The following is a 21,148-nucleotide window of genomic DNA, read 5'->3' as shown; positions in this document are numbered from 1 at the left end:
GGTCACGCGTCACCCCCGCTCGGGGCGGGAGAAGGTCGTCGGGGCTCGGGTCTACAACTGGGAGGGTCGTCCATCGTGTCCTCGATTCTATGACAGCGCGCTCCGCACGGCACCGGGTGCACGGCATCCGTTCAGCCCGGTCAGGATGGGGGGATGGATGCCGAACCCTCCGCGCAGGAGCGCGCCGCCGCCGCGGAGCGGGCGGTGCGGGCAACGTACGTGCGCCGGTATGGGCCGGTCGCGTGGGCGCACGCCTCGGCCGGGGACGGCCCGGGAGCGCGGACGTGGCACTACTGGTGGCACGCGCACCTCGTTCACGCGTTGACTGAGGCGGAGCGGCATCGCCCCTCGGCGTCGCGCCGCCGCCTGGTCACCGCCACGGTGCGCGGGGTGACCCTGCGCACGGCCGGCACGTGGACCACGCCGTTCTACGACGACATCGCGTGGATGGGCCTGGCGCTGGCCGAGGCACGTCCTCGTGGACACGCCCGTGCCCGGATCGCGCGGATTCTCGAGCGCGCGATCGACCCCGACGTCGGAGCGCTGCCGTGGCGGATCGGAAGCGCGCTCTACAACGCCCCCGCGAACGGTCCCGCAGCGATCGTGCTGGCGCCGAGCCGCCACCGGGAGCGGGCGCGATCGCTGAACGCCTGGATGACCGCGACCCTCGACGACCCGGCGACGGGTCTCGTGCGCGACGGCATCGAACACGGCGTCGTGCGTCCCGACCTGTGGACCTACAACCAGGGCGTCGCGATCGGGGCGGCCCTCGCCCTCGGCGATCCCCCGCGCGCCGCCGAGATCGTGCGCGCCGTCGAGCGCTGGTGTGCCCCCGACGACGGCCTCTTCCCCGCGGCCGGGGGCGGCGACGGCGGTCTCTTCTCCGGCATCCTGGCCCGCTATCTCGCGGCGGCCGCGATCGCGCTCCCCGCCACCGATGCCGCGGTCGCTCGCGGACTGGTCGAGCGCAACGCGGTGGCGCTGTGGGACGGCCGACGCGACGGCCGCTTCTCGGCCGACCCGCGCCGTGCCGCGCAGGCCGAGGGTCCCGACCGCGACCTGTCGGTTCAGCTCGGAGCCTGGATGACGCTGGAGGCCGCCGTCGAGGCCGGTCGCGCGGTCACCAGCTGACGGGGAGCGCCTTGCCCTCCTCGTACCCGGCGGCGGACTGCAGCCCGACGCGGGCGCGCTCGTGGAACTCGGCCACCGTCGACGCCCCGGCGTAGGTGAACGAAGACCGCACGCCCGAGGTGATCATGTCGAGGAGATCCTCGATGCCCGGGCGCTGCGGGTCGAGGTAGATGCGCGACGAGGAGATGCCCTCCGCGAAGAGCTCCTTGCGCGCGCGTTCGAACGCATCGAGCCCCTGAAACCGCCCCTGCACGGCCTTGGTGGATGCCATCCCCCACGACTCTTTGTAGATGCGGCCGTCGTCGTCGGTGCGCAGGTGACCGGGCGATTCGATCGTGCCCGCGAACCACGAGCCGATCATGACCGAGGCCGCACCGGCCGCGAGCGCCAGCGCGACGTCGCGCGGGTAGCGCACGCCGCCATCGGCCCAGACGTGCGCGCCGGCCGCGCGCGCGGCCTCCGCCGTTTCGAGCACGGCCGAGAACTGGGGGCGTCCGACCGCGGTCATCATGCGCGTGGTGCACATCGCCCCCGGCCCGACACCGACCTTGAGGATCGTCGCGCCGGCCGCGGTGAGGTCGCGGACGCCCTCGGCGGTGACGACGTTGCCCGCGGCGATCGGGATGCCGAGATCCAGCGCCGCGACCTCGCGCAGCGCGCGCAGCATCTGCTGCTGGTGGCCGTGCGCGGTATCGACGACGAGAACGTCGACCCCGGCCGCGGCGAGCGCCCGTGCCTTGCCCGCGACGTCGCCGTTGATCCCGACGGCCGCGGCGACGATGAGTCGGCCGTCGGCGTCGACGGCGGGACGGTAGACCGAGTCGCGCAGAGCGCTGCGGGCGGACAGCGTCCCGACGATGCGGTCGGCATCGACCACCGCCACGACGTCCGCCGACCCCACGAGGTCGAACACGTCGCGCGGGTCACCGACCCGGGACACCTCCACCATCGGCGCGTCGGAGCGGGCGATGTCGCCGAGGGTGGCATCCGGGAGCGCGGTGGCCAGGCGCGGCGCGGGCACGATCCCCCGGAAGCCGTCGAGGCCGATGCTGCCGTCCTCGCGCTGGTCGGCCACGACGATCCCCCGGCCGGCCACCGCGGGGAGCACGAGCCGGGCATCGGCGACGGTGGCGGACGGCGGGAAGACCAGGGCCGCGTCCCACGCGACCGGTTGCGTCTTCACCCACTGCACCGCCTCCACGAGCCGGGGCAGCGGCATGTCCTGCGGCAACACGCCGAGGCCGCCGCGCCGGGCGAGGGTCGCCGCGAGCCGCGGGCCGGTGACCGAATTCATGTTCGCCGACCCCAGCGGCAGGGTCGCCCCGCTCCCGTCGCCGGGGGCCAGGTCGACGCCGAGCCGGCTGCCGACGTCGGAATGACGCGGAACCAGGAAGACGTCCGAGTAGGTGAGGTCGACATCGGGCTGTGCGCCGGAGAACTCCATGGCATCCACCTCACCACACCGGACGGGGGCAAAGACCCCGGAGGATGCCCAGGATCCTCGGCTAGGCTGGAGAGAGTGCGCAACGAAGACGACTGCGTGCATCCACAGAATCTTCATCGAGGAAAGCAGGCGATCGACTGTGTCGAGCCAGGTGACGGGCGTCGGTACTTCGAGCGAGGGCGAGTTCGGCGCGAACGAGTGGCTCGTAGATGAGCTCTACGAGCAGTTCAAAGTCGACAAGCACTCCGTAGACAAGGCCTGGTGGCCGATCCTGGAGGCGTACCACCCGGTCGTCGACGGATCCGCCGCGGCAGCGGCGCCGCCGTCCGAGCCCAAGCCGGTGACCGCGCCGATCCCGGTGATCGGCCAGGCGCCCGTGGCCCGCACCACGGCCAAGCCCGCGGCTCCCCAGCCCATCCCCGCGCAGGCGCCCAACTCCGTGCCCTCGGCCGGCTCGGAGAGCACCGAAGAAGACCGCGTCACCGTCCTCAAGGGCATGCCCAAGGCGCTCGCGAGCAACATGGACGACTCGCTCACGGTTCCGACCGCGACAAGCGTGCGCACGATCCCCGCGAAGCTGATGATCGACAACCGCATCGTCATCAACAACCACATGGCGCGCACGCGCGGTGGCAAGGTCAGCTTCACGCACCTCATCGGCTGGGCCCTCATCCAGGCGCTGAAAGAGTTCCCGAGCCAGAACGTGTACTACGCCGAGATCGACGGCAAGCCGTCGGTGGTCGCGCCCGCCCACGTCAACCTCGGCATCGCGATCGACATGCCCAAGTCCGACGGCTCGCGTGCCCTCCTCGTGCCGAGCATCAAGCGCGCAGACACGCTGACGTTCGGCGAGTTCCTCGCCTCGTACGAAGACCTCGTCCGCCGTGCGCGATCGAACAAGCTGACCCCCGCCGACTTCCAGGGCACGACGATCTCGCTCACCAACCCCGGCGGCATCGGCACCGTCCACTCCGTCCCCCGCCTCATGCGCGGACAGGGCGCCATCATCGGCGCGGGCGCACTGGAGTACCCGGCCGAGTTCCAGGGCGCGAGCGAGAAGACGCTCAACGAGCTGGCCATCGGCAAGACGATCACGCTCACGAGCACCTACGACCACCGGGTCATCCAGGGTGCGGGGTCGGGTGAGTTCCTCAAGAAGGTGCACGAGCTGCTGATCGGGCAGCGCGGCTTCTACGACGACATCTTCGCGGCGCTGCGCATCCCCTACGCCCCCATCCACTGGGCGGCCGATATCAGCGTCGACCTCTCCGAGCGCATCGACAAGAGCGCCCGCGTGCAGGAGCTCATCAACTCCTACCGCGTGCGCGGCCACCTCATGGCCGACATCGACCCCCTCGAGTACGTCCAGCGCACCCACCCCGACCTCGAGATCGAGTCCCACGGACTCACGTTCTGGGACCTCGACCGGGAGTTCGTCACCGGCGGCCTCGGGGCGAAGCTCGTGGCCAAGCTCCGCGACATCCTCGGCGTTCTGCGCGACTCCTACTGCCGCACCATGGGCGTGGAGTACATGCACATCCAAGACCCCGCGCAGCGCCAGTGGTTCCAGCGCAACATCGAGGTCAAGTACACCAAGCCCGGCCACGACGAGCAGCTGCGCATCCTGTCGAAGCTCAACCAGGCCGAGGCGTTCGAGACGTTCCTCCAGACCAAGTACGTCGGTCAGAAGCGCTTCAGCCTCGAGGGTGGCGAGTCGCTCATTCCGCTGCTCGACCAGATCCTGCAGGGCGCGGCTTCCGCCGGCCTCGACGGCGCGGCGATCGGTATGGCCCACCGCGGGCGTCTGAACGTGCTCACCAACATCGCCGGCAAGACCTACGGCCAGGTGTTCCGCGAGTTCGAGGGCGCCGTCGCCGTGGGCAGCAAGCGCGGCTCGGGCGACGTGAAGTACCACCTCGGCACCGAGGGCACCTTCGTCGGCGACTCCGGCGTCGAACTGCCGGTCTACCTGGCAGCCAACCCCTCGCACCTCGAAACCGTCGACGGTGTGCTCGAGGGCATTGTTCGCGCCAAGCAGGACCGCAAGCCCATCGGCACCTTCTCGTGGCTGCCCATCCTCGTCCACGGCGACGCGGCCTTCGCGGGCCAGGGCGTCGTCGTCGAGACGCTGCAGATGTCGCAGCTGCGCGGGTACCGCACCGGCGGCACCATCCACGTCGTGGTCAACAACCAGGTCGGGTTCACCACCACCCCGACCGACGCGCGTACCTCGGTCTACGCCACCGACGTCGCCAAGACGATCCAGGCTCCCATCCTGCACGTCAACGGTGACGACCCCGAGGCCGTCGTTCGGGCCGCGGAGTTGGCGTTCCTCTACCGCGAGGAGTTCCACCGCGACATCGTCATCGACCTCGTCTGCTACCGCCGCCGCGGCCACAACGAGGGCGACGACCCGTCGATGACGCAGCCGCTGATGACCAACCTCATCGAGGCCAAGCGCTCGGTGCGTCGCCTGTACACCGAGTCCCTCGTCGGACGCGGTGACATCACCGAAGACGAGTACGAGCAGGCCAAGCAGGACTTCCAGAACCGCCTCGAAGTCGCGTTCGCGGACACGCATGCCGCCGAGACGGGATCGACACCGGTCGTGTCGATGGATGCCTCCGACGAGGTCGTCGTCGGTGCCCCCGAGACCACCGGCGTTTCGCGCGAGGTCGTGAACCACATCGGTGACGCGTTCGTCAACAAGCCCGACGGCTTCACGGTGCACAACAAGCTGCAGCAACTGCTCGAAAAGCGCTTCGACATGAGCCGCAACGGCAACATCGACTGGGCCTTCGGCGAGCTCCTGGCCTTCGGCTCCGTGCTGATGGAGGGCACCCCGGTGCGCCTGGCCGGGCAGGACTCCCGCCGCGGCACCTTCGTGCAACGGCACTCCGTGCTCCACGACCGCGACAATGGCCAGGAATGGCTGCCGCTGGCCAACCTCTCCGAGAACCAGGGGCGCTTCTGGGTCTACGACTCGCTGCTCAGCGAGTACGCGGCAATGGCCTTCGAGTACGGCTACTCGGTGGAGCGCGCCGACGCCCTCGTGCTGTGGGAGGCGCAGTTCGGTGACTTCGCCAACGGCGCGCAGTCGGTCGTCGACGAGTTCATCTCGTCGGCCGACCAGAAGTGGGCGCAGCAGTCCAGCGTCGTTCTCCTCCTCCCCCACGGCTACGAGGGTCAGGGCCCCGACCACTCGTCGGCCCGCATCGAGCGCTACCTGCAGATGTGCGCGCAAGACAACATGATCGTCGCGCGGCCGTCGACCCCCGCGTCGTACTTCCACCTGCTGCGGCGTCAGGCCTACCAGCGCCCGCGCCGTCCGCTCGTGGTCTTCACCCCGAAGGCCATGCTGCGTCTGCGCGGAGCGACGAGCCCCGTCGAGGACTTCCTGTCGGGCAAGTTCGAGCCGGTGCTCGACGACGACCGCGGTCTGGACCGCGGCGCCGTGACGCGCGTGCTGCTGCACGCCGGCAAGATCCACTGGGATCTGCGCGCCGAACTCGACAAGAACCCGAACCCCGAGATCGCCCTGGTGCGTCTGGAGCAGTACTACCCGGCGCCCGTCGACGAGCTCAACCGTGTGCTCGAGACGTACCCGAACGCCGAGCTGGTCTGGGTGCAGGACGAGCCGGAGAACCAGGGGGCGTGGCCGTTCATCGCGCTCGACCTCGCCGGTCGGCTCGAAGGACGCGGCATCCGCGTCGTGTCCCGCGCGGCCGCCGCGTCGACGGCGACGGGATCGCCGAAGGTGCACGCCAACGAGCACGCCGAGATCATGAAGGCAGCGCTCGCGCGCTGATCGTTCGAAACGTCTGAGGGGGCCCGGTCATCGACCGGGCCCCCTCAGACGTTCTACGGAAGGTCAGGATGCCGGCGGCGCGAGGCCCAGGATCGGCCCGAGCGCATCGATCCCGAACGCCAGTCCGCCATCGAGCGCCTCACCGGTGTGCCCCGCGCCCTCCACGACGTGCGTGAGCGTCGTGAAGCCGGCCGCTCGGGCGGCCTCGGCGTTGGACTGCTGCCCCGGACCATACGTGGTGTCCGCCCCGCCCCACGTGAAGATCGCGGTATGACCGGCGAACGTACCCGCGGGGGCTGCCGCCATGAGGGCGGTGGGTTTGGCCGCGTTGAACGCCGCCGGGTTTCCGCCGTAGACGTCGGCAATGGTCTGGTCGACGTGCTCGGACCCGGGGAACTCGTTACCCGACACGTCCAGCATCTGGCCCCAGGTCTGCGGGAACTGCGCGCCGTAGAGCACCGCGCACGCACCGCCGTTGGAGAACCCGCCGATCGTCCAGTAGCGCGTGTCGGTGACGATGTTCAGCTTCTGCGCGGCCCACTGCGGGACGAGCTGATTGATGTAGGTCGACACCGCGCCGTACCGCGGGGAGTCGACGCACACGGGATCCCTCTCGGGCGCGGTGAGTTGATCGACCACGATGGCGATCGGGGCGAGACCCCGATTCTTCGCCGCAAAGGCGTCCAGGGCCTTCGCCAACGCCGTCGGATCGGGCGACCCGGGCTGGCCCATCATGAACACCAGGAGCGGCAGAGCCGGGGGGTTCGGCACCAGGGCCGCGGGCGGAAGGTAGAGCGAGGCGTCGCGGGCGGCGTACGCCCCCGTGGGGATACGGGCGTTGCCCGTCAGCGCGCTCACGGTGCCCTGCGTCGGCATCCCGGCCGGCGCCTCCCAGCGCTGGTAGAGCGTGGCCGGATCCCCCTGGGCGACGTCGTCCTGGGCCGGCAGGTTCGCCGGGTCGAGTGCCTGCACCCCGAGGATCGCGGCGGGGGTGTGCGTCACACCGTAGGACGCGTTGACGCCGAGCGCGGCCGCGAGAAGAGCGGCCACCACCGTGACGGCCCCCACGACACGGCGCCCCCACGGGCGCCGACAGATCCCGACGATGCCGACGGCGGCCGCCGCGACACCCCCGGCCGCCCACAACCCGGCGCCGAACGGCAGCGGCCCCTGGAACAGGTCGAGACTCTCGAGCACCCGGGCGACGATGAACATCGCGACACCGGCGCCCACCCCGATGGCCAGGGTCCGCACGATCCGGCGCGGGGCCCACGCGAGGACGACGAGCACCCCCACGCCGGCCAGAGCGGCGCACACCGCGAGGAGAGGTGAGTCGATCAGTTCGATCGAGAGCACGAAACGGGTCATCGGCGCCCTTTCCCGGCGGTGTCAGCGAGAACGACGATCTCACGGCGTGAGGCATCGGGAGGGGAGACACGACCGGCGGCGCGGGCGGAACGCTCCCGGGAATCGGACCGGCGAGGCGACGATTCCGCCCCGTGCGCCGGGGCGATCAGTACCAGATGTCGAGCAGCGGGGTCACCGCCGGGGCGAAGGCCCCGTCGATCGCCCCCAGAACGGCGGGATCGCCGACGACCATTCCGGCGGCGGCCAGCTCGGTCGCGCGCACGCCGCCCAGCAGGAGGGACGCGAGCGCGTTGACCGGCAGCCGCACGTCGGCGGCGCTCTCGGTACGCGTGACCTCTGCCGTTCCCTCGTCGTCGATGCGCACCGACCAGGTGCCCTCGGCGAAGCCCAGGGGGTCGTCGACGGCGAGGACGACCTCGAGCGGGCCGGCGTAGGCCCGCGCCGTCAGCGCCCCGGGAACGTCGAGCACCCGCAGCCAGTGATGGTCGGTGAGGGTGGCCGTCACGGCCCGGCGGTCGGAGACCATCCACTGCACCGGCGGCACGGGCGGCTGCAGATCCGCCGTCACGCGGCTGACGAGGTCGTGCTCGAGAGCGAAACGCCACAGCGCCGCGAGCGCCTCGTCTCCGTCGGCGAAAAGGCCGTGGATGCGAAGCTCGTGCGCGGTGTAGTCGTCCTTCTCGGAGAGCGCGTAGATCAGGATGCCGCGCTCGACGTCGTCCTGATCGCGGTAGGCCACGGCGCGGATCTTCTTGGGATCCTTCGCGTCGGGGGTGAGGCCCGCGACGCCGCGCCAGCGGCCCTCCCAGCCGGGGACGGCTCCGGGACGGCGCACGCGGATCCGCTCGTGGACGGCGGAGAGACGATCGGGCAGGCTCTCCCGCGCGACGAAGTCGAGCCGTCCCGGGGCGACCGGGCCGATCCAGCGCGCACGGCGCGTGTCGACGACGACGTTCGAGGCCCACGCCGCGGGCGAGAAGCCCCAGCGCCCGTAGATGGTGGCTTCGGTGACGGTGAGCCCGGCCAGGGCGTACCCCGCCGCTGCCGCGGTGCGCAGTTCTCCCGTGAGCATCGCCCGCGCGATGCCGCGGCGGCGATGGGTGGGGGCAACCGTGACGGAACTGATCGACCACAGCGGCAGCGTGCGGCCGGGAGAGACCGTGAGGTCGCTCCCCCAGGAATCCACCGTGCCCACGGGGGCGACGCCGTCTACCCCACCCCGATCGAACACGCCCGTGAGGCGTCGCGAGCGCAACGTGCGCCGCGCGCTGTCGATCTCCTCGTCGGACGGCTCCTCGCCCAGGAATCCGCGCGACACGGCGCGCACGAAGGGCACGAAGCCGTCGCCGTCCGCGTCGACCAGGGCGTAGTCAAGGCCGGATTCGGCCAACATCGCCGAGGAAGTGGGGTCCAGGGGCAACGTGAGGGTGTTCGTGTCGGCCATACCCCCAGCCTACGGACTCCCCCGGCGCCGGCCGGGCCCGTCAGACCGGACGGGCGCCGTCAGTGCGTGGCCTGGATCGACCGCAACCGCGCGAGCACCTGGTCGCGCAACTCATCGGGGGCGGTCTCTTTGCAGGCCCGCGCGACCACATCGGTCAGCGTCCGTGCCACCAGCGCCTCGTCCTGGCATCCGGGGCAGTTCTCGAGATGCTCCCGGATGTCATTGTGCTCGGTCTTGCAGACTTCGTTCCGGAGGTACTCCTCCAGGTCGCGTCGTGCCTTGTCGCAGCCGCAGTCGCTCATTTCTTCACTCCCGTCGCGGCCTGGATGCCGCGCTCTTTCGCGTAGTCCGACAGCAGGTCGCGCAGCAACCGCCGGCCGCGGTGCAGACGGCTCATGACCGTGCCGATCGGGGTCTTCATGATGTCGGCGATCTCCTGGTAGGCGAAGCCCTCGACGTCGGCGAGGTATACCGCCATGCGGAAATCTTCGGGGATCGACTGCAGCGCGTCTTTCACGACCGACGCGGGCATCCGATCGATTGCCTCGGCCTCGGCCGAACGGGCGCTCGTGGCCGTCGTGGACTCGGCCCCGCCGAGCTGCCAGTCCTCGAGGTCGTCGATCGCGCTCTGGAACGGCTCGCGCTGCTTCTTGCGATACGTGTTGATGTACGTGTTCGTCAGGATGCGGTACAGCCACGCCTTGAGGTTGGTGCCCTGGGTGAAGCTGGACCACGAGCCGAAGGCCTTGACGAAGGTCTCCTGCACGAGGTCGGCCGCGTCGGCCGGGTTGCGCGTCATGCGCATCGCCGCCGCGTAGAGCTGGTCCATGAAAGGCAGAGCCTGCTCTTCGAACTGCGCGCGAGGCTCCGTCGCATCTGCCGTGTCGTCCATCACGGGCCAGTCTACGTCGGGCGTATCATCGGCCCACCGTGGCGCTGGGCGCTGGAGAAGTGCGGTCACGTGTCGCCCCCTTTCAGTAGGGTAGAAACCGATGAGCGACCACGGGTATTCCCTTTTCTCCCCCAGTGCTGCACCACGGGGGGAATGGGCCGCGCCCCTCGCCCACACCGCGCTCGATGCCACCGTGACCGTGCCGGGATCGAAGTCGCTGACCAACCGCGAGCTGGTGCTCGCCGCCCTCGCCGACGGCCCGGGTGTGCTGCGCGCTCCGCTGCACTCCGACGATTCGGCCCGCATGATCGACGCCCTCCGCGCGCTCGGGGTAGGCATCGAAGAGCTCGACGAGGGCACGCCCTTCGGCCGCGATCTGCGCGTGACCCCGCCCACGAGCTTCGGGGGCGACACGACGGTCGACTGCGGTCAGGCCGGCACCGTCATGCGCTTCGTGACGCCCCTCGCGGGTCTCGCGCAGGGCGACGTGTTCGTCACGGCGCACGAGAGCGCCCTGCACCGCCCCATGGGCGCCATGATCTCGGCGCTCCGCGACGTCGGTGTCGACATCGACGACGGCGGCCACTGGACGCTCCCCTTCACCGTCCGCGGGCACGGTCGCGTGCGCGGCGGAGAGGTCGAGATCGATGCGAGCCAGTCCAGCCAGTTCGTTTCCGGACTCCTGCTGGCCGCGCCGCGCTTCGACGTCGGGCTGCACCTGCGCCACGTCGGGAAGCGCCTGCCGAGCATCCCGCACATCGACATGACGGTCGAGGCGCTCGCGCACCGCGGCGTGCACGTCGAGCGCCCCGCCCCCGGCGAATGGATCGTGCCGGCCGGACCCCTGCGCGCGAAAGACGTCGCGATCGAGCCCGACCTGTCCAACGCCGCCCCGTTCCTGGCGGCAGCCATGGTCACCGGCGGATCGGTGTCCGTGACGGGGTGGCCCGCGCACAGCACGCAGCCCGGCGCGCTGCTCGTCGACATCCTCGGCGAGATGGGGGCGCACGTGCAGCGTCGCGGCGGCACCCTGACCGTCACGGCTGGTGACGGCATCCTCGGCGCCGAGCTCGACCTGTCGGCCGCCGGAGAACTCGCTCCCACGATCTTCGGCCTCGCCGCTTTCGCCGACGGCCCCACCACCCTGCACGGGATCGGGCACATCCGCGGGCACGAGACCGACCGCATCTCGGCGCTCGTGGGCAACCTCCGCGGCCTGGGAGGCGAGGCGCACGAGCTCGAGGACGGCATCCGTATCGTTCCCGCGCCGCTACGCGGGGGTCTGTGGAAGGCCCACCACGACCACCGCATGGCCACCACCGGCGCGCTGATCGGCCTGCGCGTCGAGGGCGTCGTCATCGACGACATCGGCACCACCGCCAAGACCCTCCCCCAGTTCGCGGCGCTCTGGCAGACGATGCTGGGCGCGGATGCCACGGACTGACGCGTGAGCTGGCTCGACGACGCCGACGACGACGAACCGGAGTTCGACGAATCGTCGGTGCGGGTGCGCCCGAATCCGAAGGCCAACCGACCGCGCACCAAGCGCCGCCCCGCGCACGCCGACGCCCAGATCGCGCGGGTAATGGGCGTGGACCGCGGCCGCTACACCGTGCTGGTCGACGAAGACGGCCCCGACGAGCGCCGCGTCCTCGCCTCGCGTGCCCGCGAGCTGCGCAAGCAGCCCATCGTCAACGGCGACCGCGCGCGCGTGGTCGGCGACCTGTCGGGAGTCGAGGGCTCCCTCGGGCGCATCGTCGGTATCGAGGAGCGCACGTCGCTCCTGCGCCGCAGCGCCGACGACACCGACCAGGTCGAGCGCGTCATCGTGGCGAACGCCGACCAGATGCTCGTCGTTGTCGCCGCAGCCGACCCCGAGCCCCGTGCCCGTCTCGTCGACCGGTATCTGGTGGCCGCCCTGGATGCGGGCATCCGTCCGCTGCTCGTGGTCACCAAGACCGACCTCGCCGACCCGCGCGAGTTCCTCTCCCACTTCGACGGCATCGACCTGCGCGTGTTCACCAGCGCCCAGGACGACATGCCGATCGAGCGCATCGCCGAAGCCCTCGTCGGCCACTCGACGGTGTTCGTCGGACACTCCGGCGTCGGCAAGTCCACTCTCGTCAACGCCCTCACGGGCTCGGAGCGGGCCATCGGACACGTCAACGGGGTGACCGGACGCGGACGCCACACCTCGTCGTCGGCGGTGTCGCTGCGCTTCCGCGGCCCGGCCGGGTCGGGATGGGTCATCGACACCCCCGGCGTGCGCTCCTTCGGGCTCGGGCATGTCGATCCCGCGAACGTCCTCGCGGCCTTCACCGACCTCGCCGAGATCGCCGAAGAGTGTCCGCGCGGGTGCACCCACCTCCCCGACGCCCCGGACTGCGCGATCGCCGAGGCCGTGGCATCCGGTCGCCTGGGGCCGGGCGGTGCGGCGCGATTCGACTCGCTCCAGCGGATGCTCACGACGTTCCAGTCGATCGAGCGTTCTAGGCTGGAGGGGTGACGATCCTCGAACCCGGCCAGGCCGCTCCCGATTTCACCCTGCTCGACCAGGATGAGCACCCCGTCTCGCTGAGCGACTTCCGTGGTCGTCGCGTGATCGTGTACTTCTACCCCGCGGCGCAGACGCCCGGGTGCACGACGCAGGCCTGTGACTTCCGTGACAGCCTCGCCTCGCTGCAGGGCGCGGGGTACACCGTGCTCGGTGTCTCGCGTGACACCCCCGAGAAGCTGCGCGCGTTCCGCGACAGCGACCGACTCACCTTCCCCCTGCTGAGCGACGCCGACCACGCCGTGCACGAGGCCTACGGTGCGTGGGGCGAGAAGCAGAACTACGGCAAGACCGTCACCGGCGTGCTGCGCTCGACCTTCGCCGTCGACGAAGAGGGCCGCATCGTCGTGGCGCAGTACAACGTCAAGGCCACCGGCCACGTCGCGCGCCTGCGCAAGGCGCTGGGACTCGCCACCGCCTGAGGCCGCGGCGCGGCTCGGCTCCCCCGTGGCGCGGCGCCCCGTTGCGCGGCGCGGCGCGTCGGCCTCGACGCGACCGGGCGGATGGCGTCAGGCTTCGTCGCGCCGCGGAGGAGCCGCGGCACGAACCGCCAGCACGAGCAGCGCGAGACCCACGACAGCCGGAGCGGCGATCACCAGCGCGGTGGTCGGGGCCGCCCACTCCCCCGTGACCGCGCCCAGCGCGACCGACAGGATCAGCAGCTGGGTGACGATGCCGCCCGAGCGTCCGGCGGAGATGCCGCGAGCCGTCGCGACGGCGAAGGCGGCGACGGCCACCGCACCGATGACGGTGAGGACGATGAGGGCGAGCGCGCTCACGAGCGAGTCGGTGTCACCACCCACGAGGGCGACGACCTGCCACCCGGCGAGCGCCAGCACACCCAGTGCCTCGAGGCCGAGCACGATCGCGGCCAGAACCCGAACCGGCATGACGGTGTCCTTCCCGACCATTGTTTCCCCGGCGTTGCAACCTGGAAACCTGCCGGTTACCTCTTGATCGGCCGGAAGCGCTGTGGGAGCATGGAAAAAGCCGTGTGCTCCCACAGCGACGTGGGGCGAGCGATCGCTCGCGTTTCCCACTAGGGTACCGGACCCGAACCCCGGCCCCTGCATTCGAACATCTTCCGCAACAAGGAGCACCCCCATGGATTGGCGCGACAAAGCAGCCTGCCTGACCGTCGACCCCGAATTGTTCTTCCCCGTGGGCAACACCGGCCCCGCGGTCGACCAGATCGAGAAGGCCAAGTCGGTCTGCGCGCGTTGCACCGTCACCGAGGTGTGCCTGCAGTACGCCCTCGAGTCCGGCCAGGACTCGGGCGTGTGGGGCGGCCTCTCCGAAGACGAGCGCCGCGCCCTCAAGCGTCGCGCGGCCCGCGCCCGTCGCGCCTCCTGACGCCACAACTCGCGAGACGAAGCCCACCCCTCGGGGTGGGTTTCGTCGTTTCCGGCCGTCCTCACCTCAGCGATCCGCACAACTCCAGAAGAGTGGGTCCCCCAGGCTCGGATCACGGAGGTGGTGACGCGCGAGCGTTACCCGGCCGTGCGGCCGATGTAACGCAGCGGGATCTCGATCGTCACCTCGGTGCCGTTGCCCATCAGTGTGTGCCAGTCGATGGTGCCCCCCAGCTCGCCCTGAATCAGGGTCCGCACGATCTGCGTGCCGAGCCCGCGGCCCACCTGTCCCTCCGGCAGCCCCACGCCGGAATCGCGCACGCGCACCTCGAGGGTCTCGTCGCTGCGCTCCGCGGCGATCTCGACGTCGCCCTCCTGTCCGGCGAGCCCGTGCTCGACGGCGTTGGTGACCAGTTCGGTCAACGCCAGAGCGAGGGGGGTGGCGTATTCGCTCGGGAGGGTTCCGAACCGCCCCGTGCTGCGCGTGCGAGCACGCGTCGTGGGCGCAGCGGCCACCTCGGCGACGAGCTTGAGTACGCGGGCGAAGACGTCGTCGAAGTCGACGTTCTGCGCCAGCCCCTCCGACAGCGTGTCGTGGACCACCGCGATCGCCGAGACCCGGCGCATCGCCTGGGTCAAGGCATCCCGTGCCTCGTCGGAGTGCGTGCGGCGCGCCTGAATACGGAGGAGGGATGCCACGGTCTGCAGGTTGTTCTTGACGCGGTGGTGGATCTCGCGGATCGTGGCGTCTTTGGTGATGAGCTCCTGCTCCTGGTGCCGAATCTCGGTCACGTCGCGGCTGAGCACGATCGCCCCGATCCGGGTGCCGCGGTCGCGGAGGGGAATCGTGCGCAGCGACACCTGGACCCCGCGCGCCTCGATGTCGGCGCGCCACGGTGCGCGGCCGGTCACCACGATCGGGAGCGACTCGTCGACGTCCTGGCGCTTGGCCGGAAGGATGCGCTCGGTGACCTCGGCCAGGGACTCGCCCTCGAGCTCGTCGTCGAAACCCATGCGGTTGAACGCCGAGAGCGCGTTCGGGCTGGCGAACGTCGTGATGCCGTCGACGTCGAGGCGGATGAGCCCGTCCGAGGCGCGCGGCGCACCGCGGCGCGGCGAGGTCGGCGCCTTCAGGTCGGGGAACTCCCCCGACGAGATCATGCCGAACAGGTCGTCGGCGCAGTCGTTGAAGGTGATCTGCTGGCGCGAGGGGGTGCGCGTCTCGCCGAGGTTGGTGTGGCGCGTCAGCACGCCCACGGTCGCCACGGCGTGCCCCTCGCGCGAGAGTTCGCGCACGATCGGCACCGCGCGCACGCGCGTGGGGGTCTCTTCGAACCAGTCGGGAGATGCCGAGTCGACGATGCGACCGCTCTGGAACGCCTCGCGCACCTGCGTGCGCCACTGCGGACGCACGCGGTCACCGACGATGTCGCGGTAGAACAGCGTCGCCGCACCGCCGGGACGGGTGTGGGCGACCGCGACGAACGAGTCGTCTGGGGTGGGGACCCAGATCACGATGTCGGCAAAGGCGAGGTCGGCGAGGAGCTGCCCGTCGCCAGCGAGGCGGTGCAGCCACTCGATATCGGCTTCGCTGGAGCGGCCCTGGGCGTAGACGAGTTCGCTGAGTGTCGACACCCCTCCACCCTAGAGGCCCGCATCAACCGGAGATCACCCGCGCCAGCACCTCTGCTTCGCCCCTCGGGGGCCGTCATCGCGCCCGCGACCCGGAATCGCGGGGCTCGCGGTCGCGTCCGTGCTGACCGGGCACGCGCGCGGCAGGATGCCATCGCGGGTGAAGATCCGGGGGTGAATGGCGCGCTTCGGAAGGTCGGCGGACATAATGATCGCGTGGCGGACACGACCTCACCCAGGGACCGGTTCATCGAGCCGGAAACGGTCGCCCGCCGCCTCGGCGTCGACGTCGAGACGGTGCTGGCGCTCGTCACGGCGGGCGAGATCCGGGGCGTGCGGATCGGGATGCCACCGGTGTGGCGGATCGCCCGGGGCAGCGTCGAGGACTACCTCGACGATCAGGCCGAGAACGCCCGTCGCGCCGCCCTGTGGCGGCAGTCGCAGACCGCGAGCTTCCCCGAGCTCTGGGGGCGCGGCGACGTTCGCACCCCCGACTGACAGCGGCCCCGTTCACCCCTGTCGTCACCGGGATCGCGATCGCCCGAGCCCGCTCGCCCGCGCCCCGCGCTGTCCTACGGTCGGTGCCACTGCTGCCCCCGCTGCCCCGCGACACCGACAGAGGGACCCATGCCCGCTCCACAGCCCCGCGATACCGCCGCCCCGTCGGCCGGTGCACATCCCGCAGTCCGCTCCGACACATCTGAAGCACTGCCCCGCAACTTGCAATCGGGAGGGGAGAGCTATTGCTCCCCTCCCGTTTTGCATCCCAATCTTCACGCGTGCAGGGAGATTGCCCACCTCCTCCGCAGCGGCCTTACCGCAGCGTCCCCGCATGCGTCACGTCAACGGTTCGGCCCGTCTGCGCCAGCGTCGGCGCGTCCGCGCTCATCCGGGTTCTCGACAGTGATCTGGGGTTGTTGCTCAGCAAGGAAACGAAGTGGTTGGTAGCGAGGGCGTTGTAACAGCTGTTCAAACGCTGTTACGCGTTCCTCCGGGGGCAGCGAATCTAGCGCCTCGGCCAACATCTCTCGAAAGGCCGCACGCTCGGCCTGACCCATCGGCTTAGGCCTGCGAAGGTCCGCGATCTCTGATCGAAGCTTGATCTCTTCACTCTCAAGCCGCCGCCTCTCTGCATCGAGCCTCCTGGTCTCCGCCCGTAGACGTTCGGTTTCCGCGATTATCCGGTCGGTTTCAGCGCGCGGCTGCCCGCGTTGACGGACCTTGTCGATCAGCACTGCCGCTGTTGAGCCGATCGCGGTCATCAGGGCCGCGGAAACGCCCACGATTGCGACCAGCATCTCGGCGTCGCTGCCGTAGTGCGCATACCTCAGACGGAGATCGCGCTTAAATCGATCGGGGGTGACGAACTCGGGGGGGGGGGCGACTGGCCCGAAATTGCGGTTGTTTCTTTCGATACTCGCCAACTGAGCGGCGAGAAGAAGCAGCTCCTCAACTCCCTCGATGAGATCCGCGTAATCGCGATATGCGATGTTCCCCGGCAGTGGAATCGTTACACGGACGAGCATCGTCATCGTGCGCTGCTTGGGCTCGGTCAGCATCATCGTCATACGCGAAGCATAGATAGCGCGTGAGCCAGCTTGCGAAACCGCGTCCTACTGGGGGCCGATGTGGCCAAGACCTCGATTGTTTTCGCGCCGCCGAAGCCAATCAGTATGAACTCCTCGCCGCCCAGGGGGACGCTCGAGCAGAGCCCCGCGCAACTGATGGAGCTGGCCTTTGACGCCCGCTCGCAAGCGCAGCTGCACCGCGACATCGACCACGGCTGGGACGCTGGCATATAGCGAGCGAGCTGGACGACCGAACCGAGCCGGTCCCGCACAATCGTGTTCGTGAGGTGAAGCCGCCAATGTACCTTACGTCAGTTCGTCTATTACGGTAGCAGCCCCCCTACTGAAGCCTGCCGCGACTCTCTCAAGAGTCGGTTTGGTCGCCTTCATCGCGCAGCGTAGCGTCGGCAGTTGCCTTAGATTGTGCGGCCCGGGTCGAATCTTTGGTGGCGTTCTTGGGCTGCTCGAGATCCACTTCGTAGCCTGATAGGTGTGAGGCGTAACCGCGCTTACGGACGCCCCAGAGATAGGTCGCGACGGCAACAATCACACGTCCGATCCACACAACGCCGAACAGGCCGATCACGGCGAGGAGAATCCCTGAGATCTGAAGCGGTGACGAGATCACCGTTTGCAGCGTCAGGGCGTGAGGAACGAACTGGTGACAGGTGTGGTTTAGGCCGCGAGGGTGAGCGGCTCGGTTAGCTTGGCTTCGAACTCGATGGGCGTCAACCCGCCGAGGGTGTCCTGGGCTCGCTGCCGGTGATACTTCCGCTCGATCCAGACGACGATCGCGAGGCGTAGTTCCTGCCGCGTCGTCCACCGCTGCTGGTTGAGCACGTTCGTTTGCAGCAGCGACCAGAAGCTCTCCATGGCCGCGTTGTCTCCGGCGGCGCCGACGCGGCCCATGGATCCGACCATGTCGTGACGGCGTAGCTCACGGGCCATTGCCCTGCTGCGAAATTGGCTGCCCCTATCGGCATGCAGGATGCACCCGGCGACCTCGCTGCGGCGGGCGACGGCGTTTCGGACGGCGTCGACGGCGAGCTTCGCGGTCATCCGATCGGAGATCGAGTATCCGACGATCCGGTTGGAGAATACGTCTTTGATCGCGCAGCAGTAGAGCTTGCCTTCGCTCGTCCAATGCTCCGTGATGTCCGTGAGCCAGACCCGGTTCGGGGCGTCGGCGCGGAATACCCGTTTCACGTGGTCGTCGAACACGGGCGGGCCGGCCTTCTTGCTCTTCCCGCGTCGCCGGCGTTGCGCGGACGAGAGGATCCCGGCCTGCGAGCACAGCTTCCACGCCGTGCGCCGGCTCATCCGCCACCCGGCCCGGCGTGCTTCGTCGGCCAGGTACCGGTAGCCGAACGTCGGGTCTTCAGTGTGAGCATCATGCAGGGCGTTGATGCGGTACGCACGGAGAACATCCGAGTCGCGGACCGGGTCGTTGCGCCACCGGTAGTAGGGCTGGCGAGCGAGCTTGAGGACCCGGCACGACACCGTCACGGGGATCCCCGCGTCGGCGAGCTCCGATACGAGCGGGTACGTCATTTTGGGGAGCCACCCAGTTTCAGGTTCGCCTGCGACAGATACGCCGCCGCACGCCTGAGGACCTCGTTCTCCTGCTCGAGCAACCGGATCCGCTTCTTCAACTCGCGCGCTTCCGCCGCGTCCGCGGCGGTCTGGCCGGGACGGTTGCCTTCCTCGATATCGGCTTGGCGGAGCCAGTTCTGCAACGTCGCCTCGCTGATCCCGAAATCGGTGGCGATCTGCTTGATGGTGACGCCGCTCTCACGGCGACGAGCGACCGCGACAACGTCCTCGCGGAACTCTCTGGGATAGGGACCGGGCATGATGACATCCTCCCCGCCAGCGCCTCCCGGCACTAACGATCAGCTGTCACCGATCCGTTCCTCACGCCCTCACCCACCAGCTGCTGCTGGGGTCGGCCTCACGCTGTGCTTCCACCAACTCAAAAAGTTGAGGTACTGCGGGAACGGCAGCGAAGGTTGCCACGGCCAAACCGAACAAGGCCACGTTCCGGGCGCCTCTTGCCACTCGGTCGCTTGCTCGCGCTGCGGCACGGTCGCTGGAGAGTGAGAGCCCTTTGGAGACGGTTTGCAGAATCTCCGGCACGCCCAGCGTCCCCACGACGTCCCGGAAGATGTCTCGTGCGCCTCCAGTGCGCACGAATACTCCTCTCGCCTCCGCGTCCATGAACAATGCCGTCCGGGAAAGCTCGGTGACTCGTCGACGTTTGGAGGGCACCGTTCGAACCTCGCGTTCCGCCCGCCTAGCCCGCCAATACAACAGCAAGGCGTGCTCATACAGCATCGTGAAGTTCAAGTCTTTGATCCCAGGCCGCCACGGCCGCCAGTTCACGATCGTGGCAGAGGCAAGCGTATGAAACATGCTGTGGTCATCGAAGGAGGCGAAGTCTCGCAATGTGACATCGCGAAGGCCGCGGCCGCCCGGAGTCGCCCCTTCTCGGGCTACGAGATCTGCCAGCTCGGTAGCGTGATGCTGCGCCCAGTCCGCGCAGCAACTGTCCACTTGCGTTATGACGACGGGGTATCCGTACCATCCGCCGCCCAAGCTCGCGGAAATGTGGCCGGTAACACTGAATCGGCCTGACTTTCGTTCCGTTCTTCAAGCAAGGATGGAACTCGATGAACAGGAAGTACTCGCCGGAGATGCGTGAGCGGGCGTTGCGGATGCTCGCGGAGACGCGACCGTCGCACCCGACGTTGATGAGCGCCGCGCGGCATGTGGCGGGGCTGTTGGGGATGAGCCCGGAGACGTTGCGGTTGTGGCAACGTCAAGCGGAGGTGGATGCGGGCGCTAACCCTGGGGTCACGACCGAAGCAGCGCAACGCATCAAGCAGCTGGAGAAGGAGGTCTCGGAGTTGCGGAAGGCGAATGAGATCCTCAAGGCTGCGAGCGTGTTTTTCGCGAAGGAGCTCGACCGCCCCTGACCGCGATGGTCCGGTTCATCAACGAGTACCGGGATCGTTTCGGGGTCGAGCTCATCTGCCGGGTTCTCCGACCCGCAGTCCAGGGATTCCTCACCTCCCGCGGCTACCGCGCCGCCCTCGGTCGAGCGCCATCGGCCCGGCAGCTGAAAGATGAGCTGCTGGCACCGGCGGTCGCGCGGTTGCATGCGGAGAACTACGGCGTCTACGGGCGCCGGAAGATGCATGCCCTCATGCGCCGGCAAGGGTGGGACATCGGTCGCGACCAGACGGAACGGCTGATGCGGCTCGCGGGCGTCCGAGGCGTCCGCAAGTCCAAGCGAGTGTTCACCACCCGCCCCAACAAGACCGCGGTTCTGCCGAGCGATCTCGTGAACAGACGCTTCACTGCGCCTGCGCCGCGGCGGCTCTGGGTCTGCGACGTTACCTATGTCGCCACGTGGTCCGGCTTCGCTTACGTCGCGTTCGTCACCGACGTCTACTCGAGACGCATCGTCGGCTGGAATGTTGCGTCGACGCTGCGGTCGGAAATCCTGCCGATGCAGGCGCTGGACATGGCCGCGTGGAACGTCGGCGGGCGCCTGGACGGGCTGGTCCATCATGCGGATCACGGGTCGAACTACACCGCGATGGTCTACACCGACCGGATCGTCGAACTCGGCGCCGTCCCCTCAACCGGAACCGTCGGCGACTCGTTTGATAACGCGATGGCGGAGGCGGTGAACAACCTCTACAAGACCGAGCTCATCCGCCAGCGCGGCCCATGGCGCACCGTCGAGCAGGTCGAGCTCGCGACCCTCGAATGGGTGTGGTGGTGGAACAACTCCCGCCTCCACGGTGAGCTCGACATGCGCACCCCCGCCGAGGTCGAGACGGCGTACTACGCTGACCAAGAATCAGCCAATCCGGCACCGGCCGGACAAGACTCCCGATAGGAACGAAAGTCAGGCCGATTCAATCGGTCGGGTCGACGTCCAGATCAA

Annotated in this window: 20 protein-coding genes; 9 read left to right on the top strand and 11 right to left on the bottom strand. The window is 69.3% G+C overall.

Annotation, left to right across the window (positions count from 1 at the left end; genetic code table 11):
• The first annotated feature begins 153 nt into the window (after positions 1–153).
• On the top strand, positions 154–1,131 hold the full coding sequence (locus tag ACU6WY_RS04095; protein WP_483821187.1) for a glycoside hydrolase family 76 protein: 978 nt from the start codon (positions 154–156) through the stop codon (positions 1,129–1,131).
• Here the strand turns inward: ACU6WY_RS04095 and guaB1 are convergent.
• The gene (guaB1, locus tag ACU6WY_RS04090; protein WP_483821186.1) at positions 1,121–2,575 is read right to left on the bottom strand and encodes a GMP reductase; all 1,455 of its coding nucleotides are present in this window, start codon (positions 2,573–2,575) and stop codon (positions 1,121–1,123) included. The genes ACU6WY_RS04095 and guaB1 overlap by 11 nt on opposite strands.
• A 139-nt stretch (positions 2,576–2,714) precedes the next feature.
• On the opposite strand from guaB1, the gene ACU6WY_RS04085 reads away from it, so the two are divergent.
• Positions 2,715–6,383, top strand: a complete 3,669-nt coding sequence (locus tag ACU6WY_RS04085) for a multifunctional oxoglutarate decarboxylase/oxoglutarate dehydrogenase thiamine pyrophosphate-binding subunit/dihydrolipoyllysine-residue succinyltransferase subunit (RefSeq protein WP_483821185.1) — start codon at positions 2,715–2,717, stop codon at positions 6,381–6,383.
• 63 nt (positions 6,384–6,446) lie between these two features.
• Here ACU6WY_RS04085 and ACU6WY_RS04080 read toward each other — a convergent pair whose 3' ends face one another.
• From ACU6WY_RS04080 to ACU6WY_RS04065, 4 genes are all read right to left on the bottom strand, one after another.
• The gene (locus ACU6WY_RS04080; RefSeq protein ID WP_483821184.1) at positions 6,447–7,751 is read right to left on the bottom strand and encodes an alpha/beta hydrolase; all 1,305 of its coding nucleotides are present in this window, start codon (positions 7,749–7,751) and stop codon (positions 6,447–6,449) included.
• A gap of 145 nt (positions 7,752–7,896) precedes the next feature.
• Positions 7,897–9,195: a GNAT family N-acetyltransferase gene (locus tag ACU6WY_RS04075; RefSeq protein WP_483821183.1), complete on the bottom strand. Its 1,299-nt coding sequence runs from the start codon at positions 9,193–9,195 to the stop codon at positions 7,897–7,899.
• 59 nt (positions 9,196–9,254) lie between these two features.
• Entirely contained in the window at positions 9,255–9,497 is a 243-nt protein-coding gene (locus ACU6WY_RS04070; protein ID WP_483821182.1) for a zf-HC2 domain-containing protein, read from the bottom strand.
• Entirely contained in the window at positions 9,494–10,087 is a 594-nt protein-coding gene (locus ACU6WY_RS04065) for a sigma-70 family RNA polymerase sigma factor (protein WP_483821181.1), read from the bottom strand. Before ACU6WY_RS04065 ends, ACU6WY_RS04070 begins: the two co-directional genes overlap by 4 nt.
• A gap of 100 nt (positions 10,088–10,187) precedes the next feature.
• Between ACU6WY_RS04065 and aroA the strand changes: the two genes are divergently transcribed.
• Genes aroA through bcp form a run of 3 tightly spaced genes read left to right on the top strand, consistent with a single transcriptional unit; the run spans position 10,188 to position 13,063 of the window.
• Complete coding sequence (gene aroA / locus ACU6WY_RS04060; RefSeq protein ID WP_483821180.1) at positions 10,188–11,531, top strand: 3-phosphoshikimate 1-carboxyvinyltransferase; 1,344 nt, start codon at positions 10,188–10,190, stop codon at positions 11,529–11,531.
• A 3-nt stretch (positions 11,532–11,534) separates the two neighbouring features.
• On the top strand, positions 11,535–12,593 hold the full coding sequence (gene rsgA, locus ACU6WY_RS04055) for a ribosome small subunit-dependent GTPase A (RefSeq protein WP_483821179.1): 1,059 nt from the start codon (positions 11,535–11,537) through the stop codon (positions 12,591–12,593).
• Positions 12,590–13,063, top strand: coding sequence for a thioredoxin-dependent thiol peroxidase (gene bcp, locus ACU6WY_RS04050; RefSeq protein ID WP_483821178.1), 474 nt, complete (start codon positions 12,590–12,592; stop codon positions 13,061–13,063). Before rsgA ends, bcp begins: the two co-directional genes overlap by 4 nt.
• Before the next feature lie 87 nt (positions 13,064–13,150).
• Here the strand turns inward: bcp and ACU6WY_RS04045 are convergent, their stop codons facing one another.
• Complete coding sequence (locus tag ACU6WY_RS04045) at positions 13,151–13,531, bottom strand: histidine kinase (protein WP_483821177.1); 381 nt, start codon at positions 13,529–13,531, stop codon at positions 13,151–13,153.
• A 214-nt stretch (positions 13,532–13,745) separates the two neighbouring features.
• Here ACU6WY_RS04045 and ACU6WY_RS04040 point away from each other — a divergent pair, with 214 nt between their 5' ends.
• Positions 13,746–13,994: a WhiB family transcriptional regulator gene (locus ACU6WY_RS04040; protein WP_013583608.1), complete on the top strand. Its 249-nt coding sequence runs from the start codon at positions 13,746–13,748 to the stop codon at positions 13,992–13,994.
• A 137-nt stretch (positions 13,995–14,131) separates the two neighbouring features.
• On the opposite strand, the gene ACU6WY_RS04035 is transcribed toward ACU6WY_RS04040, so the two are convergent.
• Complete coding sequence (locus tag ACU6WY_RS04035) at positions 14,132–15,628, bottom strand: sensor histidine kinase (protein ID WP_483821176.1); 1,497 nt, start codon at positions 15,626–15,628, stop codon at positions 14,132–14,134.
• A 213-nt stretch (positions 15,629–15,841) separates the two neighbouring features.
• On the opposite strand from ACU6WY_RS04035, the gene ACU6WY_RS04030 reads away from it, so the two are divergent.
• Positions 15,842–16,123, top strand: a complete 282-nt coding sequence (locus tag ACU6WY_RS04030) for a helix-turn-helix domain-containing protein (protein WP_483821175.1) — start codon at positions 15,842–15,844, stop codon at positions 16,121–16,123.
• Between the two features lie 344 nt (positions 16,124–16,467).
• On the opposite strand, the gene ACU6WY_RS04025 is transcribed toward ACU6WY_RS04030, so the two are convergent.
• Positions 16,468–17,193, bottom strand: a complete 726-nt coding sequence (locus ACU6WY_RS04025) for a hypothetical protein (RefSeq protein WP_483821174.1) — start codon at positions 17,191–17,193, stop codon at positions 16,468–16,470.
• 60 nt (positions 17,194–17,253) lie between these two features.
• On the opposite strand from ACU6WY_RS04025, the gene ACU6WY_RS04020 reads away from it, so the two are divergent.
• A complete protein-coding gene (locus ACU6WY_RS04020; protein ID WP_483821173.1) occupies positions 17,254–17,427 on the top strand; it encodes a hypothetical protein in 174 nt (57 codons plus the stop codon).
• A gap of 130 nt (positions 17,428–17,557) precedes the next feature.
• On the opposite strand, the gene ACU6WY_RS04015 is transcribed toward ACU6WY_RS04020, so the two are convergent.
• From ACU6WY_RS04015 to ACU6WY_RS04005, 3 genes are all read right to left on the bottom strand, one after another.
• Complete coding sequence (locus tag ACU6WY_RS04015) at positions 17,558–17,779, bottom strand: hypothetical protein (protein WP_483821172.1); 222 nt, start codon at positions 17,777–17,779, stop codon at positions 17,558–17,560.
• 89 nt (positions 17,780–17,868) lie between these two features.
• A protein-coding gene (locus ACU6WY_RS04010; RefSeq protein WP_483820421.1) for an IS3 family transposase occupies positions 17,869–19,046 on the bottom strand; the annotation gives its coding sequence in 2 pieces (ribosomal slippage) (positions 17,869–18,777 and positions 18,780–19,046; 1,176 coding nt in all).
• Positions 19,047–19,107: 61 nt separating this feature from the next.
• The gene (locus tag ACU6WY_RS04005) at positions 19,108–19,539 is read right to left on the bottom strand and encodes a hypothetical protein (protein WP_483821171.1); all 432 of its coding nucleotides are present in this window, start codon (positions 19,537–19,539) and stop codon (positions 19,108–19,110) included.
• Between the two features lie 323 nt (positions 19,540–19,862).
• On the opposite strand from ACU6WY_RS04005, the gene ACU6WY_RS04000 reads away from it, so the two are divergent.
• A protein-coding gene (locus tag ACU6WY_RS04000) for an IS3 family transposase (protein WP_483821170.1) occupies positions 19,863–21,100 on the top strand; the annotation gives its coding sequence in 2 pieces (ribosomal slippage) (positions 19,863–20,148 and positions 20,148–21,100; 1,239 coding nt in all).
• Positions 21,101–21,148 lie beyond the last annotated feature (48 nt).

This window comes from Microbacterium sp. ZW3a, assembly GCF_057167165.1.
This window is presented reverse-complemented; position numbering and strand designations above follow the sequence as displayed.

Excerpts from the sequence above, each read along its gene's own strand:
- guaB1 (WP_483821186.1), bottom strand. The coding sequence starts at position 2,575 with ATGGAGTTCTCCGGCGCACAGCCCGATGTCGACCTCACCTACTCGGAC.
- ACU6WY_RS04065 (WP_483821181.1), bottom strand. The coding sequence starts at position 10,087 with ATGGACGACACGGCAGATGCGACGGAGCCTCGCGCGCAGTTCGAAGAG.
- ACU6WY_RS04080 (WP_483821184.1), bottom strand. The coding sequence starts at position 7,751 with ATGACCCGTTTCGTGCTCTCGATCGAACTGATCGACTCACCTCTCCTC.
- ACU6WY_RS04070 (WP_483821182.1), bottom strand. The coding sequence starts at position 9,497 with ATGAGCGACTGCGGCTGCGACAAGGCACGACGCGACCTGGAGGAGTAC.
- aroA (WP_483821180.1), top strand. The coding sequence starts at position 10,188 with ATGAGCGACCACGGGTATTCCCTTTTCTCCCCCAGTGCTGCACCACGG.
- ACU6WY_RS04075 (WP_483821183.1), bottom strand. The coding sequence starts at position 9,195 with ATGGCCGACACGAACACCCTCACGTTGCCCCTGGACCCCACTTCCTCG.
- ACU6WY_RS04040 (WP_013583608.1), top strand. The coding sequence starts at position 13,746 with ATGGATTGGCGCGACAAAGCAGCCTGCCTGACCGTCGACCCCGAATTG.
- ACU6WY_RS04095 (WP_483821187.1), top strand. The coding sequence starts at position 154 with ATGGATGCCGAACCCTCCGCGCAGGAGCGCGCCGCCGCCGCGGAGCGG.
- ACU6WY_RS04045 (WP_483821177.1), bottom strand. The coding sequence starts at position 13,531 with ATGCCGGTTCGGGTTCTGGCCGCGATCGTGCTCGGCCTCGAGGCACTG.
- ACU6WY_RS04025 (WP_483821174.1), bottom strand. The coding sequence starts at position 17,193 with ATGACGATGATGCTGACCGAGCCCAAGCAGCGCACGATGACGATGCTC.